This window comes from Gillisia marina (assembly GCF_000258765.1).
GTDB lineage: Bacteria > Bacteroidota > Bacteroidia > Flavobacteriales > Flavobacteriaceae > Gillisia > Gillisia marina.
In genome coordinates, this window is the sequence record NZ_AJLT01000025.1 from 64,877 (window position 1) to 88,099 (window position 23,223).

At 36.0% G+C, this 23,223-nt stretch carries 17 protein-coding genes and 3 pseudogenes; 16 read left to right on the forward strand and 4 right to left on the reverse strand.

What is annotated here, in order from left to right; translation table 11 throughout:
* The first annotated feature begins 68 nt into the window (after positions 1-68).
* Positions 69-1,322 (forward strand): ABC transporter permease, encoded by a 1,254-nt coding sequence (locus ON07_RS08320; RefSeq protein ID WP_010229968.1) that lies wholly within the window; start codon positions 69-71, stop codon positions 1,320-1,322.
* Positions 1,323-1,425: 103 nt separating this feature from the next.
* Here the strand turns inward: ON07_RS08320 and ON07_RS08325 are convergent, their stop codons facing one another.
* Entirely contained in the window at positions 1,426-1,884 is a 459-nt protein-coding gene (locus ON07_RS08325) for a GAF domain-containing protein (protein ID WP_010229970.1), read from the reverse strand.
* Positions 1,885-1,971: 87 nt separating this feature from the next.
* Between ON07_RS08325 and xrtF the strand changes: the two genes are divergently transcribed.
* From xrtF to ON07_RS08390, 15 genes and pseudogenes are all read left to right on the forward strand, one after another.
* On the forward strand, positions 1,972-2,529 hold the full coding sequence (xrtF, locus tag ON07_RS08330; protein WP_029331710.1) for an exosortase family protein XrtF: 558 nt from the start codon (positions 1,972-1,974) through the stop codon (positions 2,527-2,529).
* Positions 2,513-2,960: pseudogene (locus ON07_RS16245) on the forward strand (exosortase F system-associated membrane protein). The gene xrtF and the pseudogene ON07_RS16245 overlap by 17 nt, the downstream one beginning before the upstream one ends.
* A 122-nt stretch (positions 2,961-3,082) precedes the next feature.
* Positions 3,083-3,499, forward strand: a complete 417-nt coding sequence (locus tag ON07_RS08335) for an HYC_CC_PP family protein (RefSeq protein ID WP_010229976.1) — start codon at positions 3,083-3,085, stop codon at positions 3,497-3,499.
* Between the two features lie 143 nt (positions 3,500-3,642).
* Positions 3,643-7,443 (forward strand): annotated as a pseudogene (locus ON07_RS08340) (efflux RND transporter permease subunit); the annotation flags it as partial.
* Between the two features lie 108 nt (positions 7,444-7,551).
* Positions 7,552-8,778 (forward strand): TolC family protein, encoded by a 1,227-nt coding sequence (locus ON07_RS17105; RefSeq protein WP_237708887.1) that lies wholly within the window; start codon positions 7,552-7,554, stop codon positions 8,776-8,778.
* Positions 8,779-8,953: 175 nt separating this feature from the next.
* The gene (locus ON07_RS08345) at positions 8,954-10,534 is read left to right on the forward strand and encodes an efflux RND transporter periplasmic adaptor subunit (RefSeq protein ID WP_010229980.1); all 1,581 of its coding nucleotides are present in this window, start codon (positions 8,954-8,956) and stop codon (positions 10,532-10,534) included.
* A complete protein-coding gene (locus ON07_RS17110; RefSeq protein ID WP_010229981.1) occupies positions 10,528-10,695 on the forward strand; it encodes a DUF3347 domain-containing protein in 168 nt (55 codons plus the stop codon). Before ON07_RS08345 ends, ON07_RS17110 begins: the two co-directional genes overlap by 7 nt.
* 66 nt (positions 10,696-10,761) lie before the next feature.
* Positions 10,762-11,346, forward strand: a complete 585-nt coding sequence (locus ON07_RS08355) for a DUF2911 domain-containing protein (protein ID WP_010229983.1) — start codon at positions 10,762-10,764, stop codon at positions 11,344-11,346.
* A 25-nt stretch (positions 11,347-11,371) separates the two neighbouring features.
* Positions 11,372-11,941: a helix-turn-helix domain-containing protein gene (locus ON07_RS08360; RefSeq protein WP_029331712.1), complete on the forward strand. Its 570-nt coding sequence runs from the start codon at positions 11,372-11,374 to the stop codon at positions 11,939-11,941.
* 75 nt (positions 11,942-12,016) lie between these two features.
* Positions 12,017-12,514: a DUF305 domain-containing protein gene (locus ON07_RS08365; protein ID WP_010229987.1), complete on the forward strand. Its 498-nt coding sequence runs from the start codon at positions 12,017-12,019 to the stop codon at positions 12,512-12,514.
* Positions 12,515-12,639: 125 nt separating this feature from the next.
* Positions 12,640-13,374 (forward strand): PepSY domain-containing protein, encoded by a 735-nt coding sequence (locus ON07_RS08370; protein ID WP_010229990.1) that lies wholly within the window; start codon positions 12,640-12,642, stop codon positions 13,372-13,374.
* On the forward strand, positions 13,358-13,939 hold the full coding sequence (locus ON07_RS15970; protein ID WP_010229991.1) for a DUF3347 domain-containing protein: 582 nt from the start codon (positions 13,358-13,360) through the stop codon (positions 13,937-13,939). Before ON07_RS08370 ends, ON07_RS15970 begins: the two co-directional genes overlap by 17 nt.
* A gap of 184 nt (positions 13,940-14,123) precedes the next feature.
* Positions 14,124-14,708 carry a helix-turn-helix domain-containing protein gene (locus tag ON07_RS14965; RefSeq protein WP_050915874.1) on the forward strand — a complete coding sequence of 195 codons (585 nt, stop codon included), beginning with the start codon at positions 14,124-14,126 and terminating at the stop codon, positions 14,706-14,708.
* Between the two features lie 77 nt (positions 14,709-14,785).
* Positions 14,786-15,106 (forward strand): four-helix bundle copper-binding protein, encoded by a 321-nt coding sequence (locus ON07_RS08385; RefSeq protein WP_010229995.1) that lies wholly within the window; start codon positions 14,786-14,788, stop codon positions 15,104-15,106.
* A 66-nt stretch (positions 15,107-15,172) separates the two neighbouring features.
* Complete coding sequence (locus tag ON07_RS08390) at positions 15,173-17,680, forward strand: heavy metal translocating P-type ATPase (protein ID WP_010229996.1); 2,508 nt, start codon at positions 15,173-15,175, stop codon at positions 17,678-17,680.
* 329 nt (positions 17,681-18,009) lie between these two features.
* Here ON07_RS08390 and ON07_RS16480 read toward each other — a convergent pair whose 3' ends face one another.
* The 3 genes and pseudogenes from ON07_RS16480 to lysS all read right to left on the reverse strand — a co-directional run bounded on the left by ON07_RS16480 (position 18,010) and on the right by lysS (position 23,153).
* Positions 18,010-18,540 carry a hypothetical protein gene (locus ON07_RS16480; RefSeq protein WP_010229998.1) on the reverse strand — a complete coding sequence of 177 codons (531 nt, stop codon included), beginning with the start codon at positions 18,538-18,540 and terminating at the stop codon, positions 18,010-18,012.
* Positions 18,541-18,668: 128 nt separating this feature from the next.
* A pseudogene (locus ON07_RS14970) lies at positions 18,669-21,169 on the reverse strand (zinc-dependent metalloprotease).
* A gap of 283 nt (positions 21,170-21,452) precedes the next feature.
* Positions 21,453-23,153, reverse strand: coding sequence for a lysine--tRNA ligase (gene lysS, locus ON07_RS08405; RefSeq protein ID WP_010230001.1), 1,701 nt, complete (start codon positions 23,151-23,153; stop codon positions 21,453-21,455).
* Positions 23,154-23,223: the final 70 nt, after the last annotated feature.

A 23,223-nucleotide genomic window follows, 5' to 3' on the forward strand; every position in this document is an offset into this window, starting at 1 on the left:
AAAAAATGTAACGAAAATATACACTGGACGTCTTATCTTTATTCTATGTAAAAACACCTGTTTTTCCTATGCTAATATATTTAAGGCTATTAAAAGAAAGTTTCAGTTTTGCGGTAAGCGCATTAACTAACAATAAGTTACGAACCTTTCTTTCTTTATTAGGAGTTACTATTGGGATATTTTCAATAATTGCAGTACTCGCTGCGGTAGATTCCCTTCAACGAGAAATAAAAGGAAGTTTAAGTTCTTTAGATAATAGTACCATAATTGTAATGCGTTTTAATTTTGGACCATCAGATATTCCAAGATGGAAAAGAGAACAATTTCCGGATGTATCTTATGATGAATACCAATATTTGGAAAGAAACCTTCCAGATGTAGAAGCTATAGATTACGCCTTGAATGTTGGTAGAGAAACTATTAAATATGAGGAAAGAACTGTTTCTCAAGTAGAAATTGGTGCGGTAACACATAATTATTATCAAATTGAAGCGCTTCAACTTGCCGAAGGAAGGTTCTTTAATGAGTCAGAATCTGTGAGTGGAACACATGTAATAATTCTAGGTCATGAGATTGCACAGAATCTTTTTGGAGAAAGCGACCCTTTACAGAAGCAAATTAGAATGTATGGGAAAAGATTTACAGTAATTGGTGTACTCAAGAAAGAAGGAGCAGGATTGTTTGGAGGTTCTAAGGATACTGCAGTTTTCTTACCTGTAAATGTGATTAGAAGAATTTTTGGTGATAATAACAAGAGTGCTTTTCCGCAAATAATTATAAAACCAGAAGAAGGAGTAGATAATGCTGAATTTATCGCGGTATTAACTCAGCAATTGCGATACTACAGGGCCTTAAAGCCGGATGAGGTAAGCAACTTCTTCGTGAACCAGCTGCAAGGTTTCGCAGATCTTGTAGATAATATTACCGGACAGCTTAATTTTATGGGACTTATTATCAGCGGATTCTCGCTCTTGGTGGGAGGTTTTGGGATTGCGAACATTATGTTTGTGAGCGTAAAAGAACGAACCAATTTAATAGGAATTCAAAAATCGCTGGGAGCTAAAAATAGGTTTATTTTGTTTCAATTCTTATTTGAAGCGGTGATCCTTGCGATAATCGGAGGGCTAATAGGTTTATTTTTAGTCTGGATAGTTTCACTTCTTGCCTCTCAATTCACGGGAGATTTTGAATTTGTGTTATCTCCATGGAATATGTTTATTGGGACGATGGTTTCCGCAATTATCGGATTGATCTCAGGAATAATCCCGGCAATTTCGGCATCTAAATTGGATCCAGTAGAGGCAATTAGAACGGGAATGTAGATTTTAATTCAAGATTCAAAATTTCGAATTCAATATTCAAAATGCATATTTCTTAAACCTTAAACCTTAAACCTTAAACCTTAAACCTTGAATTCTGAATTGTTTACTCAAGGATCTTTGCGATCTCTTCGTTTACGAATTCTAAGAATAATTCATCTTCCCTAGAAAATGGATCTGCGGTATGAGAATCTATATCTATTTGTCCAATATTTTCTCCATTTACAAATAATGGCACTACGATTTCAGCTTTCACATAAATACTGCAAGCGATATAATTGTCTTGTGCTTTAACATCCGGCACGACAAAGTTCTTGTTGGTAACTGCTACTTGTCCACAAATTCCTTTCCCAAAAGGAATTATTTCGTGGTCTGTTGGTTCTCCGGCAAAGGCTCTTAATTTAAGCTCGTTTTTATCACCATTTTTAAAATAGAACCCAACCCAATCGTAATAAGGAATGTTCTTTTCTAATAATTCGCAGACCGCTGTAAGTCTGTGATCTACAGAAAGATTTTTGGATTCTATAATATTAAGTACCTGAGGTTTTAATTTTTGAAATGGCATGCTAGTAATTTTTGTTCAAAAGTATTAAAAAGTATTAGTACAGTCACCTATGTATTTTCTATAAATTTGTTAAAATCAAGTTTTTAATTGCTCAAACTATTTCAAAAATATAGATCGGTATTACAATTCATTCTCATTTTTATGGGAAGTTATTTTCTTTTCTCTGTTTTTTATAACATCTACCTTTCATTTTTTGAAACAAGTAAGTATTATCCAGACTTTTTTACCCATTTAGTCGCCTTACAAAGTGAGGCAGTTATAGAATCTTTTGGGTATACTTCAAAAATTAGAATTCACCCTACCGAGCCTTCCCTGCAGCTATATGTTAACGATGTATTTCTCGCCAGGATTATAGAAGGATGTAACTCTATAAGTATCATTATTTTATTCACTTCTTTTATCCTTTCGTTTTTTGCTAAGTTTAAAGTGACATTTCTTTATATTTTTACTGGAGCTGTACTTATTTATATCGCAAATATTTTAAGAATTGTTATCTTGGCAATTGGTATTTATGAGTATCCACAATACACATCATTCTTGCACACTATTGTTTTTCCGCTTATAATTTACGGCACCGTATTTATTTTGTGGGTTTTTTGGGTTCGATTATTTTCTAAAATTACAGCAGATGAAAAAGCGGTATAAAATTATTATGATCTCTTTTTTAGTCATCCTACTAGCCTTGGTGCGTTTTTTTTGAAAATCAATTATTTTACGACCCGTTAATAAAATTCTACGAGGCGGACTATCTACATCATGCGATTCCATATTTTGAAACCGGGAAATTGTTTTTTAATGTCCTTTTAAGATATGGGCTTAATTCAATTATATCTTTAGGAATCTTATATGTTACTTTCTTCGATAAAAACATATTAGAATTTTCGGTCTACCTATATTCTATATTCTTCGTGATACTTTTTACAGTATTTGTTTTTTTGATTTTTGAAATTGAAAGTGAGAATTTCTTAACGCTCTTTTATGTACGCAGATTTTTAATCCATCCAATAATAGTGCTCATTCTAATGCCCGCATTCTATTATTACAGGCGTAAAAATGCCCATAAATTTAAAAGTTAATCCGAAGAAACTGAAATTGAAGCAGTTTCCTTTTTAATATATTTGCTGAACTTATAAATGATAAATCCTGATGTAGAGGCTACTATATCACTTTTAACAATTATTGTTTATATTTGCTTGTAATGAAAAACGGAATTCAAAAATTTTCTTCTTTGATTCTAGCACTTTTGGTGCTGGTATCCACGTTTTCATTTACTATAGAAAAGCATTTCTGCGGAGACTTTTTGGTAGACCAAGCCGTTTTCTCCAAAGTTAAAGATTGCGGGATGTCTGCTCATAACATGGATGCTATGATGGGTTCAGAAATGAGCTCGGACTCTTGCTGTACTAATACTCATCTGGCAATAGAAGGACAAGATGAACTAAAAATATCTTTCGATACTCTAAATTTAGATCAACAGGTTTTTGTTGCAGCTTTCACGATTTCATTTATTGAACTTTTTGAAGGAACTCCGGAACTTGTAATTCCTTTTAAAGACTATTCTCCACCCATACTGGTCACAGATATTCATTTGATGGACCAGGTTTTCCTTATCTGATTTAAATAATTTTCTCGAACAAGCTGTAATAGCTTTGTTTGAGCATTGTTTTGTTGTAGCTAAATTCAATTTATTCTGAATTTTTAAGCTCTCAGCCACAATCCGAAAATTTAGTTTTTCTGAAAATTATTTAAATAGAATTCATGTTTAGTAAACTCATAAAATATTTTCTCTATAATCGCTTGGTAACACTATTGTTGTTGGTGTTTTTCATCGGTTGGGGACTGGTAACCGCTCCCTTCGATTGGGATTTTGGCTTTTTACCTAAAGACGCTGTTCCTGTAGATGCTATTCCGGATATAGGTGAAAATCAGCAAATTGTTTTTACCAATTGGCCCGGTCGTTCCCCACAGGATATAGAAGACCAGATTACCTATCCTATGACTACCACTTTACTCGGGATTTCCGGGGTAAAGTCTATTAGAAGTACCTCGATGTTCGGGTTTTCTATAGTGTATGTCATATTTGAAGAGGATGTAGAATTTTACTGGTCTAGAACCAGAGTGCTCGAAAAATTAAATTCTTTACCGGCAGAGCTTTTACCGGAAGGAGTTCAACCCGCTCTTGGTCCGGACGCCACAGGTTTAGGACAGGTATATTGGTACACTCTAGAAGGTCGTGATCCGGAAGGAAATGTAACCGGAGGTTGGGATCTAAACGAATTAAGATCTATTCAGGATTATTATGTAAAGTTGGGATTAAGCGGAACTTCTGGGGTTTCTGAAGTGGCTTCAGTAGGTGGATTTATACAAGAGTATCAAATAGATGTAAACCCGGATGCCTTAAAGGCTTATAACATCGGAATTGATCAGGTGATGATGGCTGTCAAAAATTCCAACAGGGATATTGGAGCCAAAACTTTAGAGATCAATAAGGTGGAATATCTAGTTCGCGGACTCGGATATATTAAATCTGTGGAAGACATTGAGAATTCCGTAGTAACAGCAGTAGAAAACAAGCCTGTATTAATCAAAGATCTTGGCGTAGTGCATTTAGGTCCGGCAGAACGTCGTGGCATCCTAGATAAAGGAGGCGCAGAGGTTGTTGGAGGTGTTGTAGTTGCGAGATATGGATCTAATCCGCTTCAGGTTATTAAAAATACTAAGGAAAAGATCAAAGAGATTTCCGCGGGATTACCTCAAAAAACGCTTGCAGATGGTACTATAAGCAAACTTACCATTGTTCCTTTCTACGATAGAACCCAACTAATTGGTGAAACTATTGGAACCTTAGAGAGTGCGCTTTCTCATGAAATTTTAATAAGCATTATAGTAATAATAGTGCTGGTGCTCAATTTAAGAGCCTCCATACTTATTTCTAGCTTATTACCAGTGGCAGTGTTGGTTACTTTTATCGCAATGCGATATTTTGGAGTGGACGCTAACGTAGTGGCCTTGTCTGGAATTGCAATCGCTATTGGGGTCATGGTAGATGTCGGGATCGTATTTGTAGAAAATATTATCAGGCATCTGGAAATGAAGAAAAATACCGGAGCTAAAGATGAAAAATTACTAGGGATTATCTATAATGCTACGATAGAAGTTGCTCCTGCGGTTACAACTGCCTTAGCTACTACCATTGTGAGTTTTCTTCCTGTATTCTTTATGGAAAATGCCGAAGGGAAATTATTTAGACCCTTAGCTTTTACCAAAACTTTTGCTTTAGGTGCTGCCTTTTTTATTGGAATAATGATTCTACCGATGCTATCTTATTTCGCTTTTAATATGCGAATTCAAAAAGAGCGAGCAGCCAGGTTGTGGAATATTGCACTAATTGTAATTGGGTTATTCTTGGCTATTTATTTTAGTTTTTGGTTGCCATTAGCTTTGGTTGTTATTGGCGTATTAAAACTTGTGGAGCATAAGAATCCGGAATTCTTAGGGAAGCATTCCAACCTTATCACTATCATCGTTATTTTAGGAGTTACTTTATTTTTTCTTACTGAAGAATGGATCCCGCTAGGGCATCAAAGTTCCTTATTCTCTAATTATATTTTTGTAATTGTTCTCTTAGCGTTCACATTAGTGATCCTTATGGGAATCGTGAAATTTTACAAACCGATTTTAAGTTGGTGTTTAGTGAATAAAGGAAAATTCCTATTACTTCCATTAATAACCATATTTTTTGGAGTATTAATCTGGTTAGGTTTTCCCAAAATCTTTGCTCCAGTAGCCGACGGCTTTAATAAAATAGGATGGAATATTCGATCGACTTCTGGTTGGAGCGGAATGGCACATACGTTTCCGGGGGTTGGGAAAGAATTTATGCCTTCTTTAAATGAAGGTAGTTTCTTGCTGATGCCTACTTCTATGCCGCATGCTGGGATAGAAGCATCAAAAAGAACTTTGCAGCAACTAGATATCGCTATTACAGATATCCCTGAAGTAGAGGTAGTAGTTGGGAAATTGGGTAGGATAGAAAGTGCTTTAGATCCGGCACCAATTTCTATGTATGAGAACATCATCAATTATAAATCTGAATATATTTTGGATAAAGAAGGAAGTCCTTTAGCTTTCAAAGTAGATGATGATAGAAGATATATTCTTAGATCTGGAGATTCGTTGACTAATGAACAAGCGCTGGAGCGAAGGGTAACTAAAGATCAATTAATTGAAGATGAAGATGGAGATTATTTTAGAAACTGGAGATCTCATGTTAATAGTCCAGATGATATTTGGGATGAGATCGTAAACCGAACCAATATTCCGGGAGTTACCTCGGCACCAAAATTACAACCCATCGAAACCCGTTTGGTAATGTTGCAAACAGGGATGCGTGCACCAATGGGAATTAAAGTGTATGGGCCCGATCTTCAAACCATTCAGGAATTCGGATTAGAGTTAGAAGACTTGTTACAGCAAGTGCCCTCTGTTAAAGCCGAGGCTGTTTTTGCAGATAGAACCGTTGGAAAACCATATTTGGAAATAGATATAGACAGAAATGCTATTGCGAGATATGGGTTGAGTATCGAGGATGTGCAGCAAACATTGGAAACCGCGATTGGGGGAATGGCGATAACAACTACGGTAGAAGGTAGAGAGCGCTATCCTGTTCGAGTGCGATATCCTAGAGAATTAAGAGACGATCCGGAAAGCATAAAAAAGATCTTAGTGCCTACAAAAACTGGTGCTCAAATTCCATTAGGAGAATTGGCAGAGTTAAAATATACAAGAGGCCCGCAAATGATAAAAAGTGAGGACACTTTCCTGGTTGGATATGTGCTTTTCGATAAACGCGATGGATATGCGGAAGTAAATGTGGTAGATGATGCACAGAAATTCATTCAGCAAAAAATTGATTCCGGAGAATTGATAGTGCCATCAGGAATTAGTTATAAGTTTTCCGGGAATTACGAAAATCAGGTACGTGCGGTGAAACGTTTAGCAATTGTGATTCCTATAAGTTTAATTATAATCTTCTTGCTGTTGTATTTCCAATTCAAGACAATTATAGCATCTACAATTCACTTTTCTGGAGTATTTGTGGCTTTCGCAGGTGGATTTATCATGATCTGGTTATACGGTCAAGGTTGGTTTATGGACTTCTCGGTTTCAGGAATGAATATGAGAGATCTTTTTCAAATGCACGATATCAATTTAAGTGTTGCCGTATGGGTTGGGTTTATAGCTCTCTTTGGTATTGCCACAGATGATGGAGTTCTTATGGGAACTTACATCCACCAGGTTTTTGAGAGAAGAAACCCTCAAACGGTTTCAGAAGTAAGAGATGCAGTAATGGAAGCCGGACTTAAAAGAGTTCGTCCGGCCATGATGACTACCGCAGTAACCATAATCGCACTATTTCCGGTACTTACCTCGCGAGGAAAAGGAGCCGATATTATGGTGCCAATGGCAATTCCAATTGTTGGAGGAATGATTATACAAATCATGACCATTTTTGTGGTGCCGGTATTACAAGCATATTGGAGAGAAACGGTGGTAAAATCTCTAACTCCCCCGAAGGTGGAGAATCGACTTCTCTTAATCTCAAATCATAAAACAAAATATATAATGAAAAAATTATTAAAATATTTTCAAAAGCGATTGTCAGGGATGAAATTTCTCCTGCTTTTGCTTCCCCTTTGGGGGATCGGGGGATACTCGCAAACCCTTGATGATTATTTAGTGATCGCGGTTGAGAACAATCCGAAATTGAAATCGGAATATGCACAATTTGAAGCAGCGATGAGAAAATCTCCACAGGTTTCCAGTTTGCCGGATCCTACCTTAGCAATGAGCGGACTCGGAAGAATGATAGAAACCAGAGCCGGGACCCAAGAAGCGCGATTCAATCTGATGCAAATGTTCCCATGGTTTGGAACTTTAGAGGCTCGTGAAAATGCAGCTAATCTAATGGCTGAAGCGAAATTTCAATCTTATTTAAATTCTCAGAATCAACTGTTGTTCGAGGTGAAATCTTTATATGCTGAAATTTATGCGCTTTCTGAAGTGATCGAGATCAAAGAGAAAAATTTGATCATTCTTGAATCTTATAGAGAATTGGCTTTAAGTAGATTTAAAAGTGGAGGTGGAGCCATGGTAAATGTGGTGAAAGTAGATATAGATAAAGATGGCGCTTTTACCGAGATAGAATTGTTAAAAGATCAGCTTAAACCCTTGCAAGTGAAGTTCAATCTAATGCTGAATAGGAAAGTTGCTTCAGCAGTAGTTATCAATGATACTTTGACGCTTCCGAGTAGTCCTGAATTAACTAACTATGAAGAATTACTCCAAAAACATCCTATGCTAATCGGTTTAGAGAAGCAGAAAGAATCTTATTTGGCTCAAGAGATCGTGGCAGAAAAGGAAGGTTTACCTAACATAGGGCTTGGAGTAGATTATTCCATTATTTCCAGAAGAACCGATGCAAACCCTGAAGGAAATGGGCGAGATGCAATTATGCCGATGGTTTCGGTGAGCTTGCCAATATTCAGAAAGAAATATAAAGCAGCCAGAGAAGAAGCAAAATTCATGTATATAAGTGTAGAAAACGAAATGCAGGATGTTAAAAATGAGCTGCAATCTACCTTAGAAATGACTTTATATGAATTAAGAAAGTCTAGTAGGCTTATAGAATTATATAATAAACAGCTCAAAAGTTCTGAACAGGCCAACAAACTTTATATCTCCTCCTTTAGTAACGCCACAGGAGATTTTGAAGAAGTGTTGAGAATGAATCAGGATATTTTGTTGTTGCAAACTCAGAAAATTGAAGCTTTAAAAGAGGCATTTATCGCAAAAGCAAAGCTAGATTATTTAATTAATGAAAATTATAAATAAAAATACTGTTTGTCCGTAAAGTATTATAAACTGCATAGTGACGTCATTCTGAACTTGTTTCAGAATCTCTTAAAATGTAAATCAATACAGAATTGAGACCCTGAAAGAAATTCAGGGTGACGAAAGTATTACAAACGGATACTTATAAAAAACATCATGTATAAATATTAAAATCATGGAAAATAAAAAGATAATAATAATTGTATTAGCTACGCTAGTAATTGGTGCAGGCTTGGGTTGGTTAATAAAACCTTCCGCGACTTCATCAGAAAATGTAGCCATGGAATCTGACGAACACGATCACGAAGGTGATTCTGTGGCAGAGATTTGGACGTGTTCTATGCATCCGCAAATTAGACAATCTGAGCCCGGAGATTGTCCTATCTGTGGAATGGATCTAATTCCGCTAAAAAAGGAAGATTTGGGAGCCGATCCAGATAGCTATCAAATGAGTGAAAATGCCATAAAGTTGGCAAATATCACTTCAGAAATAGTTGGAATGGGAAGTGCTTCCAAGGAATTAAGGTTAAATGGAAAAGTGCAGGTAGATGAGCGTAATGCATATTCTCAATCTACCCATATTCCTGGAAGAATTGAATCTTTGAGTATCAACTTTACCGGAGAAAAAGTTAGCCGTGGTCAAACCTTGGCCATGGTGTATTCCCCTGAATTGGTTACTGCTCAAGAGGAATTGTTGCAAGCAGCGAGTATAAAGGAAAGCCAGCCGGAACTTTTTGAAGCCGCAAAAGAGAAATTAAGAAATTGGAAAATCGGGAATAACCAGATAGATCGAATTTTGGCAAATGGAAAAACAATCCAACGTTTTCCAATTGGAGCAGATGTAAATGGAATTGTAACCGAGAAAATGGTGGAGTTAGGTGATTATGTAGAGCGAGGAATGCCAATTTATGAGATCTCCGATCTTTCTAAGGTTTGGGTGCTTTTTGATCTTTATGAAAGTGAATTGGCATGGGTAAAAGAAGGAAGCAAAATTAAATACACTGTAAATTCTTTACCGGGAGAAACTTTTGAGGGTACTATTAGTTTTATAGACCCTATTATTAATTCTCAAACCAGAGTAGCTTCTGCAAGAGTTGAGGTGAGTAATAAAGATGGCAGATTAAAACCGGAGATGTTTGTGTCTGGAGTTATTAAAAATGAAACTTCAATAAATGACACTCAGGAATTGGTTATCCCTAAATCTGCGGTGTTGTGGACGGGTAAACGCTCTGTGGTGTATATTAAAGAGACTGTAGACGGAAGATCCAGTTTTAAATTACGAGAGATCGTTTTGGGGCCTGGGTTAGGAGATTCTTATGTGGTTAAGGAGGGCTTGAGTGCTGGCGAAGAAATTGTTACCAATGGAACCTTTACCGTGGACGCTGCAGTTCAGCTTTCTGGCAGAACCAGTATGATGAGCCCTAGAGAGGAAGAAACCAAAAAAACTGACTCGTTTATTGCTATTACTATTTCAGAAAAAGAGAAAAAACAATTTGAAGCTGTGCTATCCAACTACTTAAAATTTAAGGATGCCCTGGTGGCTGACGATTTTTCTTCAGCTAAAAAAATGGTAAACGAATTAGATAAGCAGATTAAGGAGATAGAAAAATCTCAGTTTAAAGAAGAAGCTGCAAAGATCTGGGAAAGTTTTCAGAAGGAATTGCTGAAATCTACAAAAGTGATGTCTTCTGCTAAAGATATCCAGGAAATGAGAAATAATTTTGATGAACTCTCAGAAACCACAATTGGATGGTAAATACTTTTCAACTAGTAAATAAAGAGCTTTATGTACTGCATTGCCCAATGGCAAATAGCAATAAAGGGGCTTTTTGGCTAAGTGCATCTTCCGAAGTTAAAAATCCATACTATGGAAGCGCTATGTTGACCTGCGGAGAAGTAAAGGACACTATAAAATAATTGTATAAAAACAAGAAATTCTTAATCATCTAGTATAAATAAAAACCATTAATTAAAGATTTAGATATGAAAAAGACAATTATAACAGGGTGCATCGCATTATTAAGTTTAAATGCTTTTGCACAAAATGAACATTCTAATCATGAGATGCATAGTGAATCAAAGAAGGAAGCTACCACTCCTAAAAAAGTATTGAGTCCGCATACCAGTGCAATGGCAATGGTTGGAGATGCACATGTGCATATAGATTATTCTTCGCCAAGTGTGAGAAACAGAATGGTTTTTGGCGGATTGGTTGGTTATAATTCTGTTTGGCAAGCGGGTGCTCACAAAGCAACCTGGATAGAGACAAACAAAGCTTTGAAGATTGATGGGGAAATTTTACCTGCCGGGAAATATGGCTTTTTTGTAGTGCCCGGTAAAGAAACCTGGAAAGTGATGTTCAACACTCATTGGGACCAACATGGGAAGGATGAATATAATGCTAAGCAAGATGTGTTGGCATTAAATGTAAAACCTATTACGTTGGAAGAAATACAAGAATCATTAAAATATACAGTAGAAGATAAAAGGAATAAAAAAGGTTTGATCTCCTTAGTATGGGAAAAATCTAAAATTGAGATTCCGTTCGAGGTTGTTTCAGAAAAATAAGTTTTCATTTTTAAGTAATAGCCGAATGATCAAGGAGTATTATATAAAGAACATGGTTTGCAACCGATGCATCAAGGTGGTACGGAATGAGCTACTTGCTCAAGAGGTAGATGTTCTGGAGGTTATTTTGGGTAAAGTGACTATTGATACCTATGATGAGGAGTTAACATTGCTAAAATTAAATAAGGTTTTGGCTGAAAATGGTTTCTTACTCATCAGCAGCCCGGAGAATATAATCACCGAGGAGGTTAAAATTGAATTGATCAAACTCTTAGATAAGCTGCCACTAAATGTTCAAGGAAATCTGTCCGATTTACTTTCTTCAAAATTAAATTCTGACTATTCTAAGATAAGTAAGATTTTTTCCACAACAGAAAAAATTACAATCGAGAAATATTTTATAAAACTGAAGATCGAAAAGATCAAGGAATTAATTCAGTCTAAAGAATTTAATTTCACAGAGATAAGTCAGTTGTTGGATTATAATAACATGAATTATTTATCCCGTCAGTTTAAAAATGAAACAGGGATGAGCTTAACTGAGTATAAAAGTTTAAATGGGAAAGTGCGAAATTCCTTAGACCAAATAATATAAATAGTATCCAAAATTTTAACAACCTAAGCTTCAGTTATACAATACTTTAGTTAGATAACCAAAAACTAATCGGAAATGAATTCAAAAGAAAAGAGTCAACACGAAATGAGTGGTAACAACTATCCTAAGTTCTACTTAATGCTTGGTTTATCCTTTGTTGCTATGTACATCACGATGTACTTAAATACCTATCAAATAGATCATGTGTATTTTAGTTTAACTCGTTTTTATATGAGTTGTTTAGGCATTTCTGCAATGGCTATAATTATGTTGTCTCTCATGCTAAACATGTATAAAAACAGAAAGAAAAATATTGCCATCTATGTAGGAAGTTTAGTGTTGTTTTTAGGAGCATTAGGATTGGTAAGAGCCCAAAGCCCAATAATTGGAGACGTATTATGGATGAAAGCAATGATTCCACACCACTCAATAGCAATTTTAACAAGCGAGCGTGCGGATATTGAAGATCCAGAGGTGAAGAAATTGGCTGAAGACATTATAAAGGCTCAAAAAAAGGAAATATTAGAGATGAAAAGAATGATTGAAAGATTGGAGAATTCAAGTAAAAATTAAAACATGTTTAAAAACCTCTGAAATTGCTTGCAAACTGAATCTTTTGAAAAAAATCTCATCAAAATAGTTGTTAGAAAGGATTAACTGAATAACCCCAAATAAATTATTTAAAATAACTAAGCCAAATGGTAAAAAGACAAACAGCACTAAAAATTAGAAAAACCCATAGATACTTAGGTTTGTTTATAGGAGTTCAGTTTTTAATGTGGACCATAAGTGGTCTCTATTTTAGTTGGACAGATATAGATGAAATTCATGGAGATCATTTTCTAAAATCTTCAACCGAAGAAAACTCCTTTACAGATTTAGTGAGCCCATCAAAATTGAAATTTAATTCTGCTATAAATTCTCTTGAGCTTAAGGAGATCGCAGGTGATCCTTATTACTGGGTAAATAACACCCTTCTTTTTAATGCCCGAACCGGAGTTAAAAAAGATGAAGTTTCTAAAGAGGATGCGATTGCAATTTCTAATAAACATGTATTGGAGGAGTTGGAAATTATAGATATTAAAAGGATTACCGATACAGATTCTCATCATGAATACAGAGGAAAACCGCTTCCTGCTTATGTAATTTCCTACGATTCGTTTGAAAACATTAAAGCTTATGTTGCCGTAGAAAATGGTAAATTTGAAAGTATTCGGCATAGAGATTGGAGATGGTTCGACTTTCTGTGGATGACGCATACTATGGATTATGAAGGTAGAGATGATTTTAATAACTTACTTTTGCGTGCATTTTCTTTACTTGGATTATTAACGGTATTAAGTGGTTTTACACTTTGGTATACCTCTTCCCCGAGTATTAGAAAAATTTTTAATAAGAATAAAAAGAAGAATAAAAATGAGAAAACAAGTTAGAAACGGATTAATGGTTGCTGCATTAGTAGCTAGTTTTGGGTTTTATTCCTGTGGAGAGAACAAGGATAAAAATGAAGAGAACACAACTGTAATGGATGAAAAAATGAATTCTGAAGACCATTCAGATTCTTCTGAAATTATGAATGTGGAGGATGTGATAAATGTTCAGTTCAAGGAAACTACCACTCAAGCTGCTTTCGAGCATTACATCGGAATTAAATCGGCTTTAGTGGCTTCAGATAATACGGAAGCTCAGAAACATGCTGGTATGTTGTTGGAAAGTTTAACCGAGGCTAAAGCAGAGCAAACATTATTGGATGCTACAAAACAATTAGTGGAAGCAACAGATATTGACAAACAAAGACAAGCTTTTTCTAAGATCACACAAGGAATGGAAACAGTTTTAGCAGGAGCCTTGTCCTCTGGTGAGATTTACAAGCAATTTTGCCCTATGGCTTTTGAAGGAAAAGGTGATTACTGGTATTCTACCTCATCAGAAATAAGAAACCCATATTTTGGCGATAAAATGTTGAAATGTGGAAGAGTAGAGGAAGTGCTTAATTAAACCTCATTGAGGGTTTAATATTAATAATTCCCGACAGCTCTGCACAAATTATTCAGGAAGATTTGTCCTGAAGTTCTTGATTGAGCAGTTTGTAAAAATTTAGGCCTATCTCTTCATCTTGTTCTAATTTTTGGATTGCAATAGATAGGCTTAAATATTTTAATAAATTCAATTTTAAAATAACTTGGATAGTAAGAAGCTACATATTAAAAACATGGTTTGCGATCGTTGTATTCTTTCTGTGCGAGAGATATTACAGCGCAATGATGTTTCGTTTCATACCATTACCTTAGGGACCATCGAGCTTCAAGACTCTTTAGATTCTTCAAAAATAATGGAGCTTCAAAAGGAATTTAAAAAAGTGGGTTTCGAAATACTTTCAGAAAAAAATGAGCGTATTGTCAAGCAAATAAAAGCGATTATTTTAAAAGAAATTTTTGAGTCCGACTCTAATAGAAATCAGAACCTTTCTGTGATATTAACCGAAAAGCTTCATTTTGATTATAGTCATTTGAGTGCTATTTTCTCTAAAACTGAAGGTAAAAGCATTCAAAAATATCAAAACGAATTAAAAGTAGAACGCATCAAAGAATTGTTGGAATACGATGAACTCAGTATTTCCGAAATAGCAGCAGATCTAGCTTTGGAAGTGCTGCCTACCTTTCTACACAATTTAAAAACAGCACCGGGATTACTCCTTCTCAATATAAAAAATCCCAGAAAGGCCGTAACACGCTGGATACCTTTTAAACTTTCAATATTTTCATAATTTTTTGCCATAATTTTAAAAGTCTTTGATGGTCGCATTAAGTAACTTTAGTTTTTATTAACCATTAAACTGAAATTATGAGAAATGAGAAATTAATCCAAGCATTAGGTAATTGTATTAACCATTGCAATTATTGTGCTGATGCCTGTTTAGATGAAGAAAATGTTAAAATGATGGTAGATTGCATTCGGTTAGATCGCGTTTGTGCCGAAGCCTGTGCAGCTTTAAATCAGATTTTAGCGACTAACTTTAAAGACGTTCAGGGTTTAGTTGATTACTGTAAAAGAGTGTGTATTGCCTGTGCTGAGGAGTGCGGAAAACATGATCATCAGCATTGTAAAGATTGTGCGAAGGCATGCAGAGAATGTGTAGAAGCGTGCGATGCGTATGCTGCATAATTAAAATTTTGCAGTTTTAATAATCTCAAAACCTGGATTCGTCTAGGTTTTTTTGAATCAAGGAAAATGAAACATACATATACAATTACCGGGATGACCTGCAATGGTTGTAGAACCCACGTGGAAAAAACTTTAAAAGAAGTAGAAGGGGTTTCTAATGCACATGTAGATCTTAATAAAGCAGCAGCCGAAATTGAAATGGATTCTCATATAGAATTGAAGCAGTTTCAAAAGGCCTTAAAGGAGGATGGAGGAAGTTATCAAATCCATAATCTTAGGGAAGCACCTGCTGAGAATAATGGAGAGTCGGTAACAAAAATCGAAACCGGAAAAGAAGGAACAGGTACTTTTTATTGCCCTATGCATTGCGAAGGAGATAAAACCTATAAACAGCCGGGTGATTGTCCCGTGTGCGGAATGGATCTAGTGGAAGAAATGAGCTTGAAAGCTTCCTCGACTAAATATACATGCCCTATGCATCCTGAAATAATTAAGGATGAACCCGGAAATTGTCCTATCTGTGGGATGGATTTAGTGCCTATGGAAGCAGATGTTACTGCTGAAGCAAAAACATACCGGAAACTCCTCAAAAAATTCTGGGTTGCGGTAATCTTTACCCTCCCAATATTTCTTATTGCGATGTCTGAGATGATTCCAGGCAACCCAATGCATGATTGGTTGGATATGAAAGCTTGGAACTGGATCCAGTTCGGACTTTCTATTCCGGTTGTGTTTTATGCTACTTGGATGTTCTTTGAACGTGCTTATAGATCTATTATAACCTGGAATCTCAATATGTTCACTTTGATTGGGATTGGTGCTGGGGTCGCTTGGATTTTTAGTATAGTGGGATTGTTGTTGCCAGATCTTTTTCCAGATCAGTTTAAGACTGAAATGGGGACGGTTCATATGTATTTTGAAGCAGCAACTGTAATTCTTACGTTAGTGCTTTTAGGACAGTTGTTGGAAGCCAGAGCACATAGCCGGACCAATAGTGCTATCAAGGAACTGTTAAAATTGGCTCCAAATAAGGCATATAGAATAGTGGATGGGGTGGAAGAAGAAGTTCCAACCGATAAGATTGTAGTAGGAGACTTACTTAGAGTAAAACCGGGAGATAAGATACCTGTAGATGGAATTATTGAAAAAGGAAATAGCAGTCTGGATGAATCCATGATTACGGGAGAGCCTATTCCAGTAGATAAAGCTGAAGGAGATAAAGTGAGTTCCGGTACCATTAATGGGAATCAGAGTTTTACAATGATTGCTGAAAAAGTTGGAAATGAGACTTTATTGGCACAAATTATAAAAATGGTAAATGATGCCAGTCGATCCCAAGCTCCTATTCAAAAGTTGGCAGATAGAATTTCCGGATATTTTGTGCCTATTGTTGTAATAATCTCAGCAATCACCTTTGCTGTTTGGGCGATTTATGGTCCCGAGCCTGCATATGCTTATGCGATGATAAATGCCATTGCTGTCTTGATAATTGCCTGTCCTTGTGCCTTAGGTTTGGCTACACCAATGTCGGTTATGGTTGGAGTTGGGAAAGGAGCTCAAAATGGAGTGCTAATTAAAAATGCACAAGCCTTGGAGCAAATGGATAAGGTAGATGTGCTTATTATTGATAAAACAGGAACCATCACAGAAGGGAAACCCTCTGTTGAAAAAGTAGTTTCCTTGAGTTCTTCTTATTCTAAAGATGAGGTTTTAGAATATATAGCTTCTGTAAATGCAATGAGTGAGCATCCTTTGGCGGAAGCTACTGTGAAGTATGCCAAAGCGAAAGATGTGATTTTAAAGGAAGCCTCTAGTTTTAATTCGGTTACAGGAAAAGGAGTGACAGGAGTAGTAGAGGGAAAAACTGTAGCTATTGGGAATGATAAATTGATGAAAGTTGCTGAAGCTAATATCACTTCAGAATTCAAAAGTCAAGTTGAAACAGAGCAAGAGCAGGGTAAAACGGTTTCTTATATTTCAGTAGATAAAGAGATTGTCGGCTATATCACGATCACAGATCCTATTAAGAAAACCAGTGCCAATGCAATTAAAGAATTAATGGAGGATGGGATTGAGGTGATAATGCTTACCGGAGATAATGAAAAAACAGCTAAAGCCGTGGCAGATCAACTTCACTTATCTGGTTTTAAAGCGGGAATGTTGCCGGAAGATAAACTGAACGAAGTAAAGCGACTACAAGCTGAAGGTAAATTAGTAGCGATGGCGGGAGATGGAATTAACGATGCTCCGGCTTTGGCTCAATCGAATGTTGGGATTGCGATGGGGACCGGGACAGACGTTGCTATAGAAAGTGCAAAGATCACTTTGGTGAAAGGTGACTTACAAGGAGTTGTAAAAGCTAAGCGCCTAAGTGAGAAAGTAATGCGAAATATTAAGCAGAACCTATTTTTCGCTTTAATATATAATACATTGGGAGTGCCTATTGCAGCCGGAGTTTTATATCCTTTTTTCGGCTTGTTGCTTTCCCCAATGATCGCAGCTTTAGCAATGAGTTTTAGTTCGGTTTCTGTTATTGCAAATGCTTTAAGATTAAGAACAGCAAGGGTTAATTAAGAATATCAAATTAAAAAAAAGCCACCTTAAGGGTGGCTTTTGGGCTATAATAAACTAGAATATGAAATCAATTTTATATTCTATAGTTCTTAGACTCCCGGATTTTAAAAAGGTTTAATGAAAATATCCCATTTTTGTCCAAATACTACTTTCGTCAACCTAAATTTATTTCAGGGTCTTCATAATCTATTGATTTTTATTGTAAGGAGATTCTGAAACTCCCAGAGCACCGGGACATAATGAGCTCCTTTTTCAGTTTAGGATACTTTATGGACAAATAAAAACCGGCAATTTGCCGGTTTTTATTTTTAAAGAATGAAAGTTAAAAATTACATTTTTGGGTTATCATCATCATGATCTTCCTTTTCTTTCATTTTATTTTTCATCTTCATTCCTTTTTCCTTCATTTTTCCCTTGTCATGGCCCATCATTTTTTCATTATGCATATCCATTTCTTCGGTATGCATGGCCTCCCATTTTGCATATTGATTATCATCCAAAATTTCTCTAACATCTTCTTTAAAATCATCCTGAATTTTCATCATTTGCTTATGCATTTCAGCCTTTTCTTTAGGACGGTCTTCCATATCTTCGCTTGCCATCTCAGCTTTAAGTTCTTTCATGCTTTCCCACCTCTTTTGCTGAGCTTTTTTTAGATCAGCTTTTTGTTCAGCATTTAAACTCAGTTTTGTAGCCATCTTATCTGAATACATAGTAACATCTTCATCATGAGACATCATTTTCATATGTTTCATTTCTTTATGCTCCATATGATCTTTGTCCTTATGCTTCTTTTCTACTTGTGCGAAAGTTGTAAAAGAGAACATAATCATAATTAAAACTAAACTTATCTTTTTCATAATTTATTTTTTTAATTGATTTGTAAGTGATTAAAAATAAGAAAATTAGCTGTTTTTAAAATTTCATTTAACAAAAAAAAGCTATCGCTGTTAAAACGATAGCTTTAATTCTTAAAGTTTGAAGTATGTTAACCTTTAGCGATAGGATTTAAAATAAGATCGATCCTTTTTAAAGCATCTTGTAAATGATATCTGGTTAATTTATCATTAGATCTATTCATTGCATTTCTAATATTACCTTGAAGAGTAACTAATTCCCCTCTTACAATAGGTCTAATATCACTGTTAGCAACATCTATATTACTTCGCTTAACCCAACTTCTAAAACGAGCAGGAATCGCACTTTGCTTCTCTGTCATTAAATATTCCATGCGTTCTAAGTAAGCTCTTTGAAGGTTTCTCCTATAAAGATCTATAGATCTACCTCTGTTCAATTCGCTCCAAACACCTGTTCTTAGGTCGGTCATCATATTCAATAAAGAATAGGCTTCATTTCCGTTTATTTCAGAATTTTCCATTAGCCTCGCCATTCTTCCGAAGTCTAAAAGATTATTCATGGTTCTTTCCTGAAAATTTCTAACCCGCTCCAAATTCCCGTCAAATTCAATTTTATTGAAGATGTTTTGGTCTATCAACCATTCCGGAGTTGTAAATAATTCTTTCTGAAGAAAGCTCATAGCTTCTTTCTGACGATCGGTATCAACATGTGTGTAAACCGGTCCTTCTTGATCGTAAGTTTTGTAGTACTGATACACTCCACCAATATTAGCCGTTACGTGTCCCATATAACGATTGTACTGGCTAAGCACTTGCCCATAAAGATCGTCAAGATCCTCATAATCTTTTCCGTCTTCTGCAGTCCATTCTATAAGGTTTGGAACAATGCGTTTAAGATTTGCAATTCCGTACTGGCTAGCAAGTACTGCATCGTCTCCAAGGTCTTCGGTTTGAGAACTAGGATCTATTACACCGCTTTGTTGACTTCCGAAGCGATACATTGGATCATTTTGATGTTTTAAAATCCAAGAATCCAAAGTTTGCTTTTCTTCCACTGCCGATTTATCTAAAATAGGTTTGTAACCCCATGCAATTGCATATTTATCGTAGGTACCAATTTCCGGCATTAAAGCAACATCTCCATCTCCCGGTTGTGCTATATAATTAAAACGCGCATAATCCATAATGGATGGCGCCGTCCCATACTTTTTAGTGAATTCCGGATCTCTTAGATCTTCTACAGAATAAGCTACGCTACTTCCCATATTATGAGGCAAGCCTAAAGTATGTCCAACCTCGTGAGAAGATACAAAACGAATCAATCTTCCCATTACTTCATCTTTAAACTGAACTCCACGAGCATCCTCATTGATCGCCGCAGTTTGTACAAAGAACCAGTTTCTTAATAAAGTCATTACATTGTGATACCAGTTGATATCAGATTCTAAAATCTCTCCGGAACGAGGATCACTAACATGTGGTCCATTTGCATTTGGAATTGGAGAAGCTAAATATCGTACCACAGAATATCTAACATCTTCCGGACTCCAATCTGGATCTTCTTCTTTGGTTGGTGCATCTTTAGCTATAATGCATTTTTAAAACCTGCAGCTTCAAAGGCCACTTGCCAATCATTAATTCCTTGCTTAATATAAGGCACCCATTGCTTTGGAGTTGCTCTATCTATATAGTAAACAATTTGTTTTTTAGGCTCTACAAGTTCTCCATTTTTGAATTTCTCAAGATCTTCATCTTTTACTTCCAACCTCCATCTGTCTAGATATCTAATGGTTTTACTCTTTTGAACATCCAAACCATAATCAACCTGACCTCTTGCAAACCATCCAACTCTTTGGTCGAAATAACGACGCTTCATTGGTTCTTTTGGAAGTAAGATCATAGAATTACTGAATTCTAAAGAAATAGAACCAGCACTTTCATTTGAAGGAGCATTAGAAGCGTTATACGTTTTTACGTGTCTCACTTCAATATTTTCAGGAAAACTTTTAATGGTATCTATATAAGATCTTGCATCATCTAACCTGGAAACTTTATATTCTTTTCTATCTCTATCCGGTAAACCTAATGCCATTACATCTTTAGTATAAAGATCTGTCACGTCTATCACATAATTTCTGCTTAGAGAATCCTTATTGAAAGCTTTTATTGGGAAAGCCTGTAAAATAGGCTCAAAGTTTGAATTTTCTACCGCCTCATGAACTGGAAGAGAATCTGCAGCAAAAACCTCATGAGAAACAACTCTTAATAATAGCTGATTGTTTTTACGTTCCCATTTATGAACTTGGGTATCTTGTTTTCCACCACCAAAACCAATTCCGTTGGCGGTTTTGGCAATCCTTGTAACCGTAAGCATTTCACGATTTAAAAGACTGTCAGGAATTTCGTAGAAATAATTTTCATCCACTTTATGAACGGTGAATAATCCTTTGTCAGATTTTGCGTCTTTTGTAATTACCTTGTTGTAAGGTTTAATTCCGTTTTTGTCTTTAGATTCTGGTTTCTCTGAAGCTTGAGCCGTTGCCTTTTTATCTTTAGGCTGAAAAACGGCACAACTGGAAACAGAAAATGACAAGGCTATTATTAATAGCTTGTAGGATAACTGTTTGGTCATGTAAAAAGTTTTTGTTGAATAATTTTTTGAATATAAGAAGCAACATCCATTTGCCGAAATATAAAACGAAAAAAGACTACCTCTTGGTAGCCTTTAGACTGAAATAATTTGAAAAGGTTTAATTTTTTCTCAAAAAATCTTTATAACTAAGAAATTGTGGTCCTCGTGTATACCTAAATGTAATGGTCGGATAATTATCAGAAAGGAACCACTTTTAAATATTAGAGACAAGCCCGCACGAAATTTTCGGAAAGGCCTCGGGAAATAAATCCTCCAATGAGGGCTACAACCACTTTTCTACTTCTTCTAACTGAAGGGCAGGAATTGTTAGTTTATTCTTTTTTCGTAAACCATTTAATTTTTGATGTACTTGGGTTGCCTTGTTTTCTTTAAGTTTTGAAACACTTAAAAATTCATTCATTACCACATCTACCCATTCTTGTGGCACCCCTATTTTAATAAAATCTTCAGGTTTTGGAACTGCAGCTTTCTTTTCCGGTTTCATCTGTGGGAAGAAGAGCACTTCCTGAATAGATTGATTGTTGGTGAGGTACATAATTAATCTGTCCATTCCAATTCCCATTCCGGATGTTGGAGGCATTCCATACTCTAGAGCACGTAAAAAGTCGTGATCTATAATTCCGGTAGCTTCATCATCTCCTTTTTTAGCCAATTCCATTTGATGCTCAAAGCGTTCACGTTGATCTATTGGATCGTTTAATTCTGAATATGCATTTGCGATTTCTTTTCCGCAAACCATCAATTCAAAACGCTCCGTTAATTCAGGATTATCTCTATGCTCTTTACAGAGAGGGCTCATTTCTTTTGGATAATCGGTGATGTAAGTTGGCTGAATATAATTCCCCTCACATTTTTCTCCAAAGATCTCATCTATAAGCTTTCCTTTCCCCATGGTGTCATCAACTTCAACTCCCATATCTTTGGCAGCTTGACGTATTTCGGCTTCGCTCTTACCGGTAATATTAAAACCGGTAAAATGCTCGATGGAATCTGCCATTGTCACTCGTGCATATGGTGCTTTGAAATCTATTTCATGTTTCCCAAAAGTTGCTTTTGTAGTACCATTTACAGCTATTGCACAGTGCTCTAAAAGTCGCTCACAGAATTCCATCATCCAATTGTAATCCTTGTAGGCCACGTAGATTTCCATGGCAGTAAATTCAGGATTATGCGTTCTGTCCATCCCTTCATTTCTGAAATTTTTGGAAAACTCATACACGCCATCAAAGCCACCCACGATCAATCTTTTAAGGTATAATTCGTTTGCAATTCGCATGTAAAGTGGCATATCCAATGCATTATGATGCGTTTTAAATGGTCTAGCCGCAGCTCCTCCGGGAATCGGCTGAAGAATTGGAGTTTCAACTTCAAAATAACCTGCGTCATTAAAGAAATTACGCATGGCATTAAAAAGTTTGGTTCTCTTCACGAAAACCTCTTTCACTTTAGGGTTTACAACAAGATCTGCATAACGTTGCCTGTAGCGTTGCTCCGGATCGTTAAATTGATCGAAAACATGCCCCTCTTTATCTGTTTTAGGAAGAGGCAACGGGCGTAAAGCTTTGCTAAGCAAAGAGAATTGTTTCACCATGATGGTTTTTTCTCCTACCTGCGTAGTAAAAAGTTCTCCTTCAATCCCTATAAAATCACCTATATCAAGTAATTTTTTATATACGTCGTTGTATTTGCTTTTATCTTCATCCGGGCAAATTTCATCTCTGTTGAAATATACCTGGATCTTTCCTTCAGAATCCTGGATCTCGGCAAAAGATGCTTTCCCTTGAATTCTTCGAGACATTAGTCGTCCTGCAACCACCACCTTCTTGCCTTCTTCAAACTTAGATTTGATCTTCGCAGTAGTATGATCTACCGGAAACAAATCTGCCGGATAAGGGTTGATGCCTAATTTTCTAAGAGAAGCTAATTTTTCCCTTCTTACAATTTCTTGTTCAGATAGCTGCATGATGTCTTTTAATTTGTGTCTTATCTTCAGGGATAAGAAGTTGCAAATATAATGACATTCACTTAACTAG